This is a genomic window from Rhizobium leguminosarum (genome assembly GCF_004123835.1).
GTDB classification, from domain to species: domain Bacteria; phylum Pseudomonadota; class Alphaproteobacteria; order Rhizobiales; family Rhizobiaceae; genus Rhizobium; species Rhizobium leguminosarum_M.
In genome coordinates this window covers 708,369-723,406 of sequence record NZ_MZMU01000003.1, presented here as the reverse complement: position 1 = coordinate 723,406, position 15,038 = coordinate 708,369, and the positions used below count along the sequence as shown (strand labels likewise).

General features: G+C 62.4%; 14 protein-coding genes. 4 read left to right on the top strand and 10 right to left on the bottom strand.

Annotation, left to right across the window (positions count from 1 at the left end):
- Positions 1–43 precede the first annotated feature (43 nt).
- Both mutL and B5P46_RS07230 read left to right on the top strand, forming a co-directional pair.
- Positions 44–1,846, top strand: coding sequence for a DNA mismatch repair endonuclease MutL (gene mutL, locus B5P46_RS07235; RefSeq protein WP_129418088.1), 1,803 nt, complete (start codon positions 44–46; stop codon positions 1,844–1,846).
- Between the two features lie 67 nt (positions 1,847–1,913).
- Positions 1,914–2,144, top strand: coding sequence for a DUF2093 domain-containing protein (locus B5P46_RS07230; protein WP_003588271.1), 231 nt, complete (start codon positions 1,914–1,916; stop codon positions 2,142–2,144).
- Positions 2,145–2,367: 223 nt separating this feature from the next.
- Here B5P46_RS07230 and B5P46_RS07225 read toward each other — a convergent pair whose 3' ends face one another.
- From B5P46_RS07225 to B5P46_RS07215, 3 genes are all read right to left on the bottom strand, one after another.
- Positions 2,368–3,285, bottom strand: a complete 918-nt coding sequence (locus B5P46_RS07225; protein ID WP_129418087.1) for a sugar ABC transporter substrate-binding protein — start codon at positions 3,283–3,285, stop codon at positions 2,368–2,370.
- A 77-nt stretch (positions 3,286–3,362) separates the two neighbouring features.
- Positions 3,363–4,127: an ATP-binding cassette domain-containing protein gene (locus tag B5P46_RS07220; RefSeq protein ID WP_129418086.1), complete on the bottom strand. Its 765-nt coding sequence runs from the start codon at positions 4,125–4,127 to the stop codon at positions 3,363–3,365.
- On the bottom strand, positions 4,124–5,182 hold the full coding sequence (locus tag B5P46_RS07215) for an ABC transporter permease (protein ID WP_206735319.1): 1,059 nt from the start codon (positions 5,180–5,182) through the stop codon (positions 4,124–4,126). Before B5P46_RS07215 ends, B5P46_RS07220 begins: the two co-directional genes overlap by 4 nt.
- 99 nt (positions 5,183–5,281) lie before the next feature.
- Here B5P46_RS07215 and B5P46_RS07210 point away from each other — a divergent pair, with 99 nt between their 5' ends.
- Positions 5,282–6,166, top strand: coding sequence for a GntR family transcriptional regulator (locus B5P46_RS07210; RefSeq protein ID WP_129418084.1), 885 nt, complete (start codon positions 5,282–5,284; stop codon positions 6,164–6,166).
- A 155-nt stretch (positions 6,167–6,321) separates the two neighbouring features.
- On the opposite strand, the gene lpxK is transcribed toward B5P46_RS07210, so the two are convergent.
- From lpxK to B5P46_RS07180, 6 genes are all read right to left on the bottom strand, one after another.
- Complete coding sequence (gene lpxK / locus B5P46_RS07205; RefSeq protein WP_129418083.1) at positions 6,322–7,395, bottom strand: tetraacyldisaccharide 4'-kinase; 1,074 nt, start codon at positions 7,393–7,395, stop codon at positions 6,322–6,324.
- A 77-nt stretch (positions 7,396–7,472) separates the two neighbouring features.
- Positions 7,473–8,195 carry an HAD family hydrolase gene (locus B5P46_RS07200; RefSeq protein ID WP_129418082.1) on the bottom strand — a complete coding sequence of 241 codons (723 nt, stop codon included), beginning with the start codon at positions 8,193–8,195 and terminating at the stop codon, positions 7,473–7,475.
- Positions 8,196–8,204: 9 nt separating this feature from the next.
- Entirely contained in the window at positions 8,205–9,524 is a 1,320-nt protein-coding gene (gene waaA, locus B5P46_RS07195) for a lipid IV(A) 3-deoxy-D-manno-octulosonic acid transferase (protein WP_129418081.1), read from the bottom strand.
- Positions 9,525–9,697: 173 nt separating this feature from the next.
- Entirely contained in the window at positions 9,698–9,946 is a 249-nt protein-coding gene (locus B5P46_RS07190; RefSeq protein ID WP_018244984.1) for a DUF4170 domain-containing protein, read from the bottom strand.
- A 61-nt stretch (positions 9,947–10,007) separates the two neighbouring features.
- Positions 10,008–10,817, bottom strand: a complete 810-nt coding sequence (locus B5P46_RS07185; protein WP_129418080.1) for a 3'(2'),5'-bisphosphate nucleotidase CysQ — start codon at positions 10,815–10,817, stop codon at positions 10,008–10,010.
- Positions 10,818–10,833: 16 nt separating this feature from the next.
- On the bottom strand, positions 10,834–12,180 hold the full coding sequence (locus tag B5P46_RS07180) for a TldD/PmbA family protein (protein WP_129418079.1): 1,347 nt from the start codon (positions 12,178–12,180) through the stop codon (positions 10,834–10,836).
- A 119-nt stretch (positions 12,181–12,299) separates the two neighbouring features.
- On the opposite strand from B5P46_RS07180, the gene B5P46_RS07175 reads away from it, so the two are divergent.
- Positions 12,300–14,114 (top strand): monovalent cation:proton antiporter-2 (CPA2) family protein, encoded by a 1,815-nt coding sequence (locus tag B5P46_RS07175; RefSeq protein ID WP_129418078.1) that lies wholly within the window; start codon positions 12,300–12,302, stop codon positions 14,112–14,114.
- Positions 14,115–14,153: 39 nt separating this feature from the next.
- Here B5P46_RS07175 and B5P46_RS07170 read toward each other — a convergent pair whose 3' ends face one another.
- Complete coding sequence (locus B5P46_RS07170; protein ID WP_129418077.1) at positions 14,154–15,035, bottom strand: patatin-like phospholipase family protein; 882 nt, start codon at positions 15,033–15,035, stop codon at positions 14,154–14,156.
- Positions 15,036–15,038 lie beyond the last annotated feature (3 nt).

Sequence of the window (15,038 nt, the reverse complement as noted above, 5' to 3'; positions counted from 1 at the left end):
CGAAACCCCTTCCCTCCGGCCCGCGAATCCCCGAAAATAGCCCATGGCCATCACACAGCTTTCCGAAACGCTTATCAACCAGATCGCCGCCGGCGAAGTCATCGAACGGCCGGCGAGCGCTGCCAAGGAACTGATCGAAAACGCGCTCGACGCGGGCGCGACGCGCATCGAAATCGCCACATCAGGCGGCGGCAAGGCGCTGCTGCGCGTCAGCGACAACGGCTCGGGCATGAATGCTGCCGATCTGGAACTGGCGGTCAGGCGCCACTGCACCTCGAAGATCTCGGAGACGCTCGAGGATATCCGCACGCTCGGCTTCCGCGGCGAGGCGCTGCCCTCGATCGGCTCGGTCGCCAGACTCAGCATCGCAAGCCGCAGGCGCGACAGCGCCGGCGGCCACGAGATTGCCGTTGCCGGCGGCAAGATCGCGCATCTGCGCCCGGCTGCCGCCAATCCCGGGACGATCGTCGAAGTGCGCGACCTGTTCTTCGCCACACCGGCCCGGCTCAAATTCCTGAAGACGGAAAAAGCCGAGGCCGGCGCCATCACCGAAATCGTCAAGCGCATGGCGATCGCCTTTCCCGCCGTGCGCTTCGTACTGTCGGGCTCGGACCGCACGACATTGGAATTTCCGGCGACCGGCGACGACCATCTGGCGCGCATGGCGCAGGTGCTCGGCAAGGAATTCCGCGACAACGCCATTGCGCTCGACGCCGCGCGCGAAGAGATCTCGCTTGCCGGCTTTGCCGGCGTGCCGACCTTCAATCGCGGCAACTCCGCCCATCAATACGCCTTCGTCAACGGCCGGCCGGTGCAGGACAAGCTGATCCTCTCGGCGATCCGCGGCGCCTATGCCGAGACGATCCCATCCGGACGCTATCCGGTGGCGGTGCTGTCGATCACGCTCGATCCCGCTCTCGTCGACGTCAACGTGCATCCGGCAAAATCCGACGTGCGGTTCCGCGACCCGGGCCTGGTGCGTGGCCTGATCGTCGGCGCCATCCGCGAGGCCTTGGCGCGCGACGGCAGCCGGGCGGCGACGACCGGCGCGAGCGACATGCTGCGCTCCTTCCGCCCCGGCTTCCAGCCGTACGCTCAGCGGCCGCAGACGCCATGGTCGGCCGAAACGTCGCCCTCCCGCCCCTATCAGCCGACAACGGGTTTCGGCGAGCGGCCACAGGCGTCCTTCGACGGACTTTCGATGCCGACGGCGCGGGCCGAGCCGCAGTTTTCGCCGCAGCCGGCAGCCCCTGAACCGACCGCGAAGTATCCGCTCGGCGCGGCGCGGGCGCAGGTCCACGCAAACTACATCGTCGCCCAGACCGAGGACGGGCTCGTCATCGTCGACCAGCATGCCGCGCATGAACGGCTGGTCTTCGAGGCGATGCGCAAGGCGCTGCATTCGAAGCGGCTGGCCTCGCAGGTGCTGCTCATCCCCGAGATCGTCGATATTCCGGAAGAGGATTGCGACCGGCTGATGCAGCACGCAGCTGAGCTTTCCGAACTCGGCCTTTCGATCGAGCGTTTCGGCCCCGGGGCGATCGCCGTGCGCGAGACGCCGGCGATGCTCGGCGAGGTCGATGCGCATGGGCTGATCCGCCAGCTTGCCGACGAGATCGCCGAATGGGACACGGCGTCGGGCCTGTCGGCCAAGCTCGAATATGTGGCAGCGACCATGGCCTGCCACGGATCGGTGCGCTCCGGACGGCGGCTGCGACCGGAGGAAATGAACGCGCTGCTCCGGGAAATGGAAGTGACGCCCGGCTCCGGCCAATGCAATCACGGCCGGCCGACCTATATCGAATTGAAGCTCAGCGATATCGAACGGCTTTTCGGCAGAAGCTAAAAAAGCTGGAAAAGCAGTCCCTGCGGGAGTATGGCAAAGGGATGACAGACTGCAGGGAACGGAGCGCATGAATTTGTTCGAAGGCCATGGAAACCGCGAAGCGAAGATCCGGTATCTCGATGGCGATTTCCAGATTCTCTCGCCCGGCTCCTATGTCGTCTGCGCGATGACGGGGAAACAGATCCCGCTCGACGAATTGCGCTACTGGAGCGTCGCCCGGCAGGAGCCCTATGCCGACGTGATCTCGGCAATCGAAGCCGACAAACGCGCCGGCGTGCTGCCGAACCAGCGGCGCTAGCGATCCGCGTCGGAGGTTCTGGCGATGGTTCTCCGGTCTGCAGCCCGGAGCTGCTGCACGGAAAATATCCATCGGTCACCCGACGACTTGAAATACCATAGGCTCATCCCCGACAACTTCGCATCGACTGGCCGGCGTGGCTCCGGGCCACAGGGCACGACGATATCCCGACAGCGGGGTGAGGTTTGCCTCCGCCGCCTATGCGGTCGGCGGAGGGCAACCGTTACTTGAATTTCGCCATATTCTCAGGCGTTACGAGCGCAGCGCCGGAGTCGATCAAAGACTCAACCTTCTCTCCGCGAATCGATTTTACCAACGCATCCACACCGAGTTCAGCCATCTTGGTGGGGAACTGTGCCACCGACGCATCCTCGACCCCACTCTTCAGCGCTTCCTCTTCGCCGCAGCAGAAGTCGAAACCGACCAGCACAATCTTGTCATTGGCAGTGCCAGCGTTCTTGATGGCGCGCGCCGCGCCAGCAGCGGGCGGGCCGCAAGCGGCATAAATGGCCTTGAGGTCCGGGTTCTTCGTCAGCAGATCCTCGGCGACACTAATCCCGAGCTCCTCGGTGCAGTTTGTTGCGCCTTTGCCGACGATCTCGACATCAAGTCCCTTCAGCCCTTCAAGCATTCCCGTCACACGGTCATCAAGCGCCGGCACACCGGGCACGCCCTCGAGAATTCCGAGCGTGTCGCCGGCTTTAAGAACAGTTTTGAGATATTCGCCGGCGATTTTGCCGGCGGCGAAATTATTGGTCGTGGCAAGCGCCGTCCTGCCGTTCCAATCCGGAATATTGTTATCCATCAGCACGACCTTGATGCCGGCCGCCACCGCCTTGTCCAGGGCAGTGGACACGGTGGGATCGACGGGCGTCAGGGCGATGCCCTGCACGCCTCGTGTCACCATGGACTCGATCTGGGCAATCTGGCCCTCGATGTCGGTTGCGGATGCACCCTGCCCGTAGATGATCTCGACGCCGGGATTTCTCTTTGCATAGTCTTTAGCTGCGTTCTCCATTGTTGCGAAGAACGGTACAGGGAATTTGGTTATAAAGCCGAGCTTCACCGGCTCCTGCGCCAAGGACGGGACTGCAGCGACGGCCAGGAGCGCAAGCGCTCCCAGCAGGGATTGCGGTTTCATGTTTACCTCCCATGTTTCGACCGCCCTCCTCTAGAGCGATCTCGTTGTCCGCTGCCCTAACGAAGCAGCGATCTCCCTTAAGCCTCGGCGCCGACAATCATCGCGACAATGTCCTGCTTGTTGGCTTCCGTTGGCTTCAGTTCACCCACCTTGCGACCCTGCCGCAACACAACCGCCCGATCGGCGATTTCAACGACATGTTCCATATTGTGGGTGATGATGATCACGGCATTGCCGTCGGCTTTGAGCTGATTGATAAGGTCAAGAACCTGGCGAGACTCGCGAAGCCCGAGGGCGGCCGTTGGTTCGTCGAGAACCACCAGCTTGCGCGCAAAAACAATGGCGCGCGCGACCGCGATCGCCTGTCGCTGCCCCCCAGACATCAGCGCGACCGGCGCGTCGAATCTCGGCAGCTTAACCTTCAGGCGATCGATGACACTTGCTGCTTCCCGCTTCATCGCGCCCGTGTTGAGGAAACGGAGCGGACGCGGCAGCCAGGAGGGGAAAGAGATTTCTCGTCCGCAATAGAAATTCTGTACGGGGGTCAGGTTGTCGAAAAGCGCCAGATCCTGATAGACGGTTTCAATACCGGCACGGCGGGCTGCCGCCGTTGAATGGAGTGATACAGGCGCACCATCCACAAGGATCTCTCCTTCGTCGAGACGATGAAGCCCGCTGATGCATTTGACGAGCGTCGACTTGCCAGCGCCGTTGTCACCCAAGAGAGCGGTTACCTCACCGGAGTAGGCATCGAAGCTTACATTTTTCAGGGCATGGATGGCGCCAAAGCGCTTCTGCGCGTTTCGAACCGAAAGTGCCGGTGTGGTGGATGCCGGGTTCATTGTACTCTCGCCGATTGAAGCATGCGTGCGCGCGCCTCGAGATGGTTGCGAAGCACATCAGCCTCTACGGCGATGACGATGACGAGCCCAATCGCGATCATTTGAAAGAACACGTCGACCCCGAGAAGATTAAGGGCGTTGCGGATGACGCCGATCAGCACGGCGCCGATCAGAGCGTGGCCGAGATGGCCTCGTCCGCCAAGGAAACTAGCGCCACCGATAATCACCGCAGCAATCGTGTCGAGTTCCAAAAGATTGCCGTAGATTGGCGAGGCGGCGGCGGTCCGCCCTGCAAGCAGCACCGCGCCGACACCTGCACAAAACCCGCAAATAATATAGGTTGCGAGCAGAACACCCTTTACCGGTATGCCCATGCTTCTGGCGGCATCCGGCGCGCCGCCGACCGCATAGATCCATCGGCCACAGACCATCGACTTCGTCAGGATCAGAAAAAGAAACCCGAACATCGCAACGACAAAGAAGGAATTGGGCACACCAAGCGTCGTACCGCCACCGATCGCAGTCACTGCATCGGGCATCCCGCGCATGGTGGTGTGGCCGGGCGCCAAGGCAAGTGCCAGGCCGCGGCAGATACTCAAGCTCGCAAGTGTAATAATGAAGGGGTGCGGCAGCCGACCATAGACAAAGACCACGCCGTTGACCGCACCGACAGCCGCACCCGCAAGCAGCATGGCCACAATGACGACGATCGAGGAATCAACCTGCTGGTAGACGAGTCCGCCAATGACTGTTGCGAGCGCAAGATTCGAGCCGACAGACAGATCAATCCCGCGCGTCAGGATAACGAGCTGCTGCCCCATTGCGACAACGGCAATCACTGCCGTCTGCGCAAGGATGTTCCCGACGTTCATGGGCTTTAGAAAAGCCGGCGTGATCAAACTGACGACGGCGATGAGCATAATGAGGATCAATAGTGGGCCCAGGCTCAATAGCCTCAGCCCCAAGGTGATGCCAGATTGTCTCGGATGGAAGGTTGCATCCTGCGAACCGCCAGGCCGCGACGAATTCTGAGGCAGAATCCCGGAGTCTTCCAAATTCCCCTAGCCTCCCTCGTTTTTTATACATAAGAAACATATGATACACGTACGTCAACTTGTTTTTTATGGATAGTTAATCATACCTGGAGTTGAGTCATGAGAACTGACACCACCTTCAAACGAGCATTCAACGATATGATCGATATCATTCGGACCCTCGATCTCGGGGAGGAATTGCCGTCCGAAAATGCCCTGCGCGCCCAGCTCGGCGTGAGCAGAACGACGGTGCGGAAGGTGCTGGCGGGGATGTCCGCCCGTGGGATCATCATATCTGAAGCGCACAGGCGGATCATAGGTGAGCAGCCGCGGCAGATAGAGCGCTATCCGAAGGAAGAGACCTTGGCCATTTCGGAACAGGTCGAGACGAGCTTCATGGAATGGATGCTGCGCGGCGATGCCTGTCCGGGCACAGAAATCAATGAGGCGGAATTAGCTCGGAAATTCGGCGTCGCGACAACGATCGTCCGTGAGTTTCTCAATCGATTTCAGAAATATGGGCTGATCGAGAAGCGTCAGAATGCCGGCTGGGTTTTTAAAGGGTTCACAGCCAGTTTCGCACTCGAACTATTCGAGATCAGAGAGATGTTCGAAATGCGCTCCGCACGGCTGTTCGCTGCCCTGCCCGACGGCTCGCCCGTCTGGAAGCAGATCCAAGCTATGCGGGCGGCACATTTGGAACTGCTCGCGGATATCGACGCCCGGTTTCAGGACTTCTCGGAGCTGGACAGCCGATTCCACCGGCTGATTACGGCAGTCGCGCCAAACCGCTTTATCGAAAGCTTCCAAGACGTGATAACCATGGTCTTCCACTATCACTATCAGTGGAACAAGCGTGATGAACGCGCGCGGAACGAGGTCGCCATCAGGGAACATCTCGCGTTGATCGAAGCCCTGGAAAGCCGCAATATCGCTTCGATCGATCGCGCTTGTCGATTGCATCTGACTTCCGCCCGCGAGACTTTGCTTCGCTCGATCGCGTGATCGCGTTGCCTGTACAGATACACGCGGGACGAGACGTTTTGCAGCAGCCCGCTAAAGCGCGTCGCGATCATTCAGATTCGCTCCTCGCGCTTTAGGTCTTTGTTTTTACGCATGTCGTTGTCGCAAAACCGCGGCACACTTTTGCGCGACATGCTTTAGAGCGGTTCAGCCTTTCCCGGAACTGCCTTACCCCCGGCCTTCATCTCCCGCAGGCGCCGCTCGCGGCAGGCGGCGATCGCCCGGTCGATGATGAGGCTGGGGGCGAGGTGATCCTCAAAGACCATGTCGACCTCGATCACCCGGCTCTTTTCGACGAGCCGCGTCGCCTTGCCGTGATGGCCGGAAAGGCGGACGAAATCCTTGGAGGTGGTGACGATCAGGAGACCTTGACGCTCGGCGGTCGTCAGGATGTCGTCGATCTCCTCCTCGGTCAGGTGCTCGTGATCGCCGAAGCTCTTGGCGACGACGATCTCGGCGCCGCGCGATTCAACCGTGCGGAAGAATTTGGCGGGATCAGCAATGCCGGCAAAGGCGAGCACCTTCGTGCCGGCCAGCGTATTGTCACCGCGGACTTTCAGCGATGCGGTGAAATAGGGCTTTGCCGCGCGCGCCGCCATGCGGACGATCCGGTCGGCGGCGTTGCCGCCACCGACCTTCAGCAAAGCGGTCGCAGAACGCAGCTGCTGGCGGATCGGCGCGCGGACCGGGCCACCCGGAACGATATGGCCGTTGCCGAGGCCGCGCGTCGCGTCGATAACGAGCAGGGCATAGTCGATCGCCAGCCGGGCGCTCTGGAAACCGTCATCCATGATGATGAGATCGGCGCCCTCCGCCACCAGCCGCGCAGCACCATCGACGCGCCGGCGGGAAATCACCGTCAGCGCTTCCTGGGCAAGCAGCAAGGGCTCGTCGCCGACGGCAATCGCCCGGTGATGATCGGGATCGACTACGGTGGTCACATCGAGCGAGCCGCCGTAACCCCTGCTGAGAAAGCCGGGCTTCAGCCCCTTCGCCTTGGCGGCGCGGGCAATCGTCAGCGCCGTCGGCGTCTTGCCGGCGCCGCCGACAGTGAAATTGCCGACGCAGATGACGGGGATGGGAACGAAGGCGCGGCGCGCATGGGCCATGCGGTGGCCGGCGATACGGCCATAGAGAAAAGAAAGCGGCAGCAGCAGCCAGGCCCGCCAATCGGCTTTCCTCCACCAGAACGGTGGCGCTTCAGATATCATCTTGCCGTCCCGCTCCCCTGCCCCTCGACTGGCCGGATTGAGAAGCCAAAATCGATGAAAATGCAAGCCCTTACCCGTCAGGCGGGCTGCAGGTCCGGCAGCAGCGTCTCGATGGCGGTGATATCGTCGAGCACGTGGTCGGCCGCAGCGGCAAGCGTCTCCCGCGAACCGGTGCCCGTCAGCACCGCGATCCTCAGGCCCGTGCCGGCATTCAGACCCATGTGCAGATCGTGATTGTTGTCGCCGACCATGGCGACTTCCTCCGGCAAAAGACCGGTCGCGGCGCAGAAGCCGAGCACCATGCCCGGCTCCGGCTTGACGCCGAAACCACTGTCATAGCCGGCGATGTAATCGACATAACGGGCAAAACCGAAACGTTCCGCCGTCTGGCGGATCGACCGCTCATTGTCGCTGGAGGCGACACCAAGCTTGAAGCCGCGCCGATGCAGCCGAGCGAAGAAGCCGGCGAGATCGGTCACCGGCACGGAAAATTCGGCGGCGCTGGAAAAGAGATCGTCGAGGCGGATCGTCAGCTCGCCGACATCAACCATCGAGCCCGCCGCAACCAGACCCTCGGCGATCTGGCGGGTATTGCCGGCGGCAAGCAGGCTATCGGGAACGATATGGCCGGTCACCGGATCCATGCCGCAGGCCGAAAGCAGCCGGTCGGCGAGAAGCGCATCGCCTTTGGCGGCGATGCGGGCAAGCTCGCGGTTGACCGGCAGCCAGCTCTCGTCATAGTCGAGGAGCGTGCCGTCCTTGTCGAAGAGAATGCCTTTGATAGGGGACGCTGCCGACATCTTCGCTCCTCAGACCTGGGCGACGGCCTTGGGTAGCAGCCGCGCCTTCACCGTCAACGGATTGATATAGGGTTCCAGCCCCTTCACCGTCGCCGTCAGCGCACCGCGCATCTCGTGCACGGCGGTGATGCCGGCCTCGATCATGTTGCGGCGGGCGTCGTCGTTGATCAGCAGATAATGCACGCCCTTGGCCAGCATTTCAGTATCGCGCACCATGCGGGCGCTGCCGCTGCGGGCAAGCTTCTGGTAGGCATCGCGGAAATTCTGCACATGGCCGCCGGAGAGAATGGCGCAGCCGAGCATGGCAGGCTCCAGCGGGTTCTGGCCGCCTTCGGCAAAGAGCGAGCGGCCGACGAAGGCGATTTCCGTCAGGCGCAGATAGAGGCCCATTTCGCCGATCGTATCGCCGAGGAAGATATCGACATCGGCGGACAAGACATCGTCGCGGGTGCGGCGGGCGACCTTCAGCCCCTGCTTGACCAGGGCTGCCTCGATCTCGTCGCTGCGCTCGGGATGGCGCGGCACGATGATCGTCAATTGATGGTCGCGCTCCCTGAGCGCCCGGTGAACGATGGCGGCGGCATTCTCCTCGCCGTCGAAAGTCGAGATCGCGGCCCAGGTCTTGCGCTCGCCGATCTGCTTCTTGTAGCGGGCAAGCACAGCGCTGTCATAAGGCGGCGCGTCGGTATCGACCTTCAGATTGCCGGAAGTGATGACGGGCACGGCGCCGAGATCGCGGAAACGTTCGGCATCGACATCCGACTGGGCGATGACGAGGGCAAGATTCTCGAACAAGGCTTCGGCGATCGCCGGGCGGCGGCGCCAGCGGGCAAAGGAGCGGTCCGACATGCGGGCATTGATGAGGATCTGCGGAATGCGGCGGCGGCCGAGCTCCAGCACCGTTGCCGGCCAGATCTCGGATTCGGCGATGATGGCGCAATCGGGCTGCCAATAATCGAGGAAGCGGCTGACGGAGGGCTTCAGGTCGAGCGGCACATATTGATGGATCGCTTCCTGGCCGAGGCGCTCGGCGGCGAGCTTGGCCGACGTGATGGTGCCGGTCGTCAGGATGACATGGATGTCGCGGCGGCGGATTTCGCGGATCAGCGGAATGACTGCGTTGGTTTCACCGACGCTTGCGGCATGGAACCAGACGAGCGGGCCTTGCGGCCGGTTGGCGCTCGGATAACCGAAGCGTTCCAGGCGGCGCGCCCGGTCTTCCTTGCCCTTGGCCGTGCGGTAGGTGATATAGAGGCCGACCACAGGAGAGGCCACGGTTCCCGCCAGACGGTATGCGTTCAGACCGAACCGCGCCATCCGGGAACTCATCGCGCCAGCCTCCGATCAAAACCGATCGACATCAAACCCATTCCCTCATTATCGTTGCGGCCGCAATGACCGATCAATTTGTTCAGAATGCGTCAGACAATCCGGAACGACGGGCGCACGCCATGCACCAAAGCCCGCTCGACGAGCGGCCGGTCGGCGGCACTTGGCTCGGGTCAGTTGCCCCTGGCCTTTTCCTGCGGATCGAGCAAACGATGCATGTGGACGATGAAGTAGCGCATATGCGCATTGTCGACCGTCTGCTGCGCCTTCGCCTTCCAGGCCGTCAGCGCAGTGGCATAATCCGGGAAAATGCCGACAATATCGAGACCCTGCAGGTCACGGAACTGGACGTCATCGAGGCTTTCCAGTTCGCCGCCAAAAACGAGATGCAAAAGTTGCTTCTTGTCACCGGATTCAGTCATTTTTTGTTCTCTTTCTGCCTATTCTCCTCCGCCACCCATCTGCGGGATTTTGACGGAAACGTCAACTGTCTCGTCGCCCCGCAAAGGCCGCGAGGAATTCACCGATGCGGGGCGTTGGCGCCGCACAGAGGACCTTGTGGGTGACTTCGGCGCGATTGTAGACGATCGGCTGGCCTTCGATATCGACGAGGCCGCCGCCGGCGCAAACAAGGATCAGATCGGCAGCCGCAAGGTCCCAATCATGTGAATTGTCCTTGACGAAGGTGCCTTCGAGACGACCGTCCGCCACCATGGCGATGCGATAGGCGAGCGAGGGGATGTATTTCTCGCGCGTCACCCGGTCTTGGAACTCCAGCGGAAAGGTCTTCAGCAGGTCGTCGCCGATCGCAAGGCGGCTCATCTCTTCCGGTCCGGCGGCCGAGACGGTGAAGGGAACGCCGTTTTTCAGCGCCACGCCGCCCTCGACCGCCTCATAGAGCTCCTCAAGCGCCGGGGCATAGAGCACACCGGCGACCGGCCGGCCGCGATGAACGACCGCGACGCTGACGCACCAGACCTTCTGCCCGCCGAGGAAGGCGCGCGTGCCGTCGATCGGATCGATGATGAACACCGTCTCGCGCGAGAGACGGTGGGCATCGTCGTCGGTTTCCTCCGACAGCCAGCCATATTCCGGCCGGGCCTTGCGCAGGATAGTCTCGAGCGTCTTGTTTGCGGCGAAATCGGCGGCGCTGACGGGAGAACGGTCCTCGTTTTTCCACCAGACCTCGGGAGACTGGTTGAAGAAGCCGAAAGCGACGGCGCCCGCCTCTTTCGCAGCATCGACGATCAGCGCGAGATCGCTCTGCCAGCGGGCTTTCTCCATGTCGCTCATCAGATCAATCCATTTCTCAACGTCCGGCAAGCGTCATGCCTTCGATGGCGAAGGTGGGGGCGGCGACGCCGAACTTGCGGTCGATGTCGTTTGCCGGCGTCAGGCGCATGAACATCTCCTTGAGGTTCGAGGCGATCGTCACCTCGGAAACCGGGAACGTGAGTTCGCCGTTCTCGATCCAGAAGCCGGTGGCGCCGCGGCTGTATTCGCCGGTGATCATGTTGACGCCGTGGCCGATCAATTCGGTGACATAAAAACCGTTGCCGACGCTGCGGATCAAATCCTCCGGCGAGGTGTCGCCGGGTTCCAGGGCAAGGTTGGTGGAGGAAGGCGAGACGGCGGTGCCGCCGCGCACGCCGCGGCCGTTGGTCTCCAGACCCAACTCGCGCGCGGTCGAGGTCGAGAGGAACCAGTGCTTCAAAACACCATCCTCGATCATCACCAGCCGTTCGCCGGACACGCCTTCGCCATCGAAGGGCCGAGAGGAAGGGCCACGCACGATCAGCGGATCGTCGGTGATCGAGAGGCCTGACTTCAGCACCTGTTGGCCCATCTTGTCACGCAGGAAGCTGGACTTGCGGGCGACGGAAGCACCATTGATCGCACCGGCGATATGGCCGACAAAGCCGCGGGCGACACGCGGGTCGAAGATCACGGTGACGTCCTTGCCGGTCGGCACCTGGCGCGGATTGACGCGCTTGATCACCCGTTCGCCGGCGCGACGGCCGATTTCAGAGGGATCGTCGAGCTCGGCATAATAGAGGCGGCTGTCGAAATCATAATCGCGCTCCATGCCGGTGCCTTCACCGGCGATGACGCTGACGGAATGACCGAAACGGGAGGCCATGTAACTGCCCTCAAAACCGTGCGAGGTGGCAAGCACGAGGCCGCCCATGCCGGCCGAGGCGCCGGCGCCGGAGGAGTTGGTGACACCCTTGACCGCAAGGGCTGCGGCTTCAGCGGCAAGACCCGCCTCGCGCAGCATCTCGGAGGAGACCTCGGTGGTATCGAGCAATTGCAGGTCGGGATAGGATCTCGAAAGGCTCGCCTCATCCGCCAGGCAGGCGAAGGGGTCTTCCGGGGAAACCTTGGCCATGGCGACGGCGCGTTCGGCCAGCGCCTGAAGATCGAAGCCCGGATTGGCCGAAACGCTGGCGACACGCTTGCCGATGAAGACACGCAGCGAAAAATCGTCGCTTTCGGAGGATTCCGTGCCCTCGACCTTGCCGAGGCGGACGCTCACCGATTGCGAGCGCGACCGGACGACGACGGCGTCGGCGGCATCGGCCCCTGCCTTCCTTGCCAGATCGATCAATTGACTTGCGCGGGAAAGAAGTGTCGAGGAATCAATTTCAGAGGACATGATTTGGCCTTTCCTTCGGCTTCCATTTATTGTGCACTCTCCCAAGCATCAAGGCCGCCGCCGCCGATTCTTTATCGGGGCTGCCTGCGTGCTCCCTGCCGTCGAAAGAAATTGTCAGCATGTCAGCGTCCAATGCCTTTTTTTCCGAAACGATCCTGCTGCTTGGCGGGGCGGTGGTCGCCGCTCCGATCTTCAAGAAACTCGGGCTAGGTACGGTGCTCGGCTATCTCGCCGCCGGCATCGTCATCGGCCCGGTCTTCCACGGCATCACCGATGGCGAACAGATCCTCGCCGTCGCCGAACTCGGCGTCGTCTTCCTGCTGTTCATCATCGGACTCGAGCTGAAGCCCACCCGCCTCTGGCAGATGCGGCGCGACATTTTCGGCCTCGGCACGGCGCAGGTGGTGCTGACGGGCCTGGCGCTGACCGCGCTTGCCTGGTTTTCTGAGGTTCTCGACTGGCGCGGCAGCATCGTTGCCGGATTTGGCCTGGCGCTGTCGTCGACCGCCTTCGCCATGCAGATCCTCGAGGGCGACGGCGACGTCAATACGAGATACGGGCAGCGCTCCTTTTCGATGCTGCTGTTCCAGGATCTGGCGATCGTGCCGCTGCTGGCGCTGATCACCATCCTCGACGGCGGCGACAAGGGCAGCAACGCGCCGCTGTTGGATTTCGCCATCGCCGTCGGCGCGGTTGCGGCGATGATCGTCATGGGGCGCTACCTTCTGACGCCGCTCTTCCAGATCATCGCCCGGACCGGCGCGCGCGAGGCAATGATCGCGGCTGCCCTGTTCGTCGTCATGGGATCGGCGAGCCTGATGCAGCTTGCCGGGCTTTCGATGGCGATGGGCGCCTTCCTATCCGGCGTGATGCTTGCCGAATCCTCTTACCGGCACGAGCTGGAGGCGGATATCGAGCCCTTCCGCGGCGTGCTGCTCGCTATCTTCTTCATCGCCGTCGGCCTGTCGCTGCAGCTCGACGTTCTCTTTGACAACGCGCTCTTCGTCATCGTCGCCGTGCCGATCGTCATGGCCGTCAAGGCGATCGTCATCTACGGGATCTGCCGGATCTCCGGCTCCCCGCACGACGATGCGATCCGCATCGCCTTCCTGCTGCCGCAAGGCGGCGAATTCGGCTTCGTGCTGTTTACCACGGCGGGGGCGGCCGGGCTGATGTCGACGAGCACGGCCTCGCTGCTGGTTGCGATCGTCACGCTGTCCATGGCGCTGACGCCGATCGGGGCGGCCCTTTCGAAGCGGCTGCTGCGCGGCGATGAGCAGGAGGAGCTGGACGAGGATTTCGAGGGCGCGGGCGCCGATGTGCTGATGGTCGGCTTTTCGCGTTTCGGCCAGATCGCCGCCCAGATCCTGCTTGCCGGCGGGCGTAGCGTCACCGTCATCGATTTTTCAGCCGACCGCATCCGCCAGGCCTCCTCCTTCGGCTTCCGCATCTATTTCGGAGACGGCGCCCGCAAGGATGTGCTGCGCTCGGCCGGCATCGACCGGGCGAAGATCGTGCTGGTCTGCACGCAGAAGAAGGAAATCACCGACAAGGTGGTGGAACTGGTGCAGGCCGACTATCCGCACACCCGGCTCTACGTGCGCTCCTACGACCGCATCCATTCGATCGAACTGCGCAACAAGGGCGTCGACTACGAGCTGCGCGAAACGCTGGAATCGGGCCTGCTCTTCGGACGGCGAACACTGGAGGCGCTTGGCGTTTCCGAGGTCGACGCCTACGAAATCGGCGAGGATATCCGCAAGCGCGACGAGGCGCGCCTAGTGCTGCAGGTGTCCGAAGGGCTGCAGGCCGGGCGCGACATGCTGTTTTCCCACCCTGTCCGCCCCGAACCACTGGTCAAGCCGAAACGCGCTACCGATCCTTTCGAGGACGATCCGCTGGCCGGGACCGCGGATGCGACGGCGGACGCTTAGAGCAATTCCAGGAAATGTTCCAAATCAAGGAATGGAGCATCATTTCTTCAGCCGCGCTTCTATTTCCCGGTCAAGGGCGAATTTCAGGTCGTCCTTGACGCCGACGGACATGGCGAGGACTTCGCGGGCCTTGAGGAAATCCATGACGCCGGTGCGGCCGACCGTCGGGCGCAGGAAGATATGCGGCGGGCGAAGCTTCAGCTTCAGCGAGATCGCCGTCTGCATCATCAGCTGACCGGAACCGAAGATGCTCTCCATGCGGTTCGGAATATGGGTGCCGTCACCTTCCGGCGCGCCGACGACATCGATGCCGACGACGATGTCGGCAAGATCCATCAGGCATTCATAGGGCACCGGATTGCTGATGCCGCCGTCGATCATCACGCGGTCGCGCAGGCGCACCGGCATGAAGACGGCGGGGATGGCGGAAGAGGCGGCGAGTGCGGGAAACAGTTCGCCCTGCTCGATGATGACTTCGCACTGCCCGTAATAATCCGTGGTGATCACCTTCATCGGGACCAGCAGATCCTCGAAGCGGGCCGGCAGCTCGGACGGCAGGAAGGCCTTGAGGATCCGCTCCAGATTGAACTGGCCGATGCGGATACCCTTGGCCACCGCATCACGCACCGTCGCCGGCCTCAGGCCCCAGATGCGGGCGACGACCGCCGTCTTGTTGCCGACGGTCGTCAGCGCATGTTCGCGGATTTCGGCGCCGGACATGCCGGCCGCCATGCCGGCGCCCATGATCGCGCCCATCGACGAGCCCGATACCGCCACCGGGCGGATGCCGAGTTCATCCAGCGTCTCGATGATGTGGATATGGGAAAGCCCGCGCGCGCCGCCGCCGCCGAAAGCGACCGCAACCGTTGGCAGATCGCTGATCGCAGGCAATTTCGGGCTGATGATCTCTGCCTGCTGCACGCC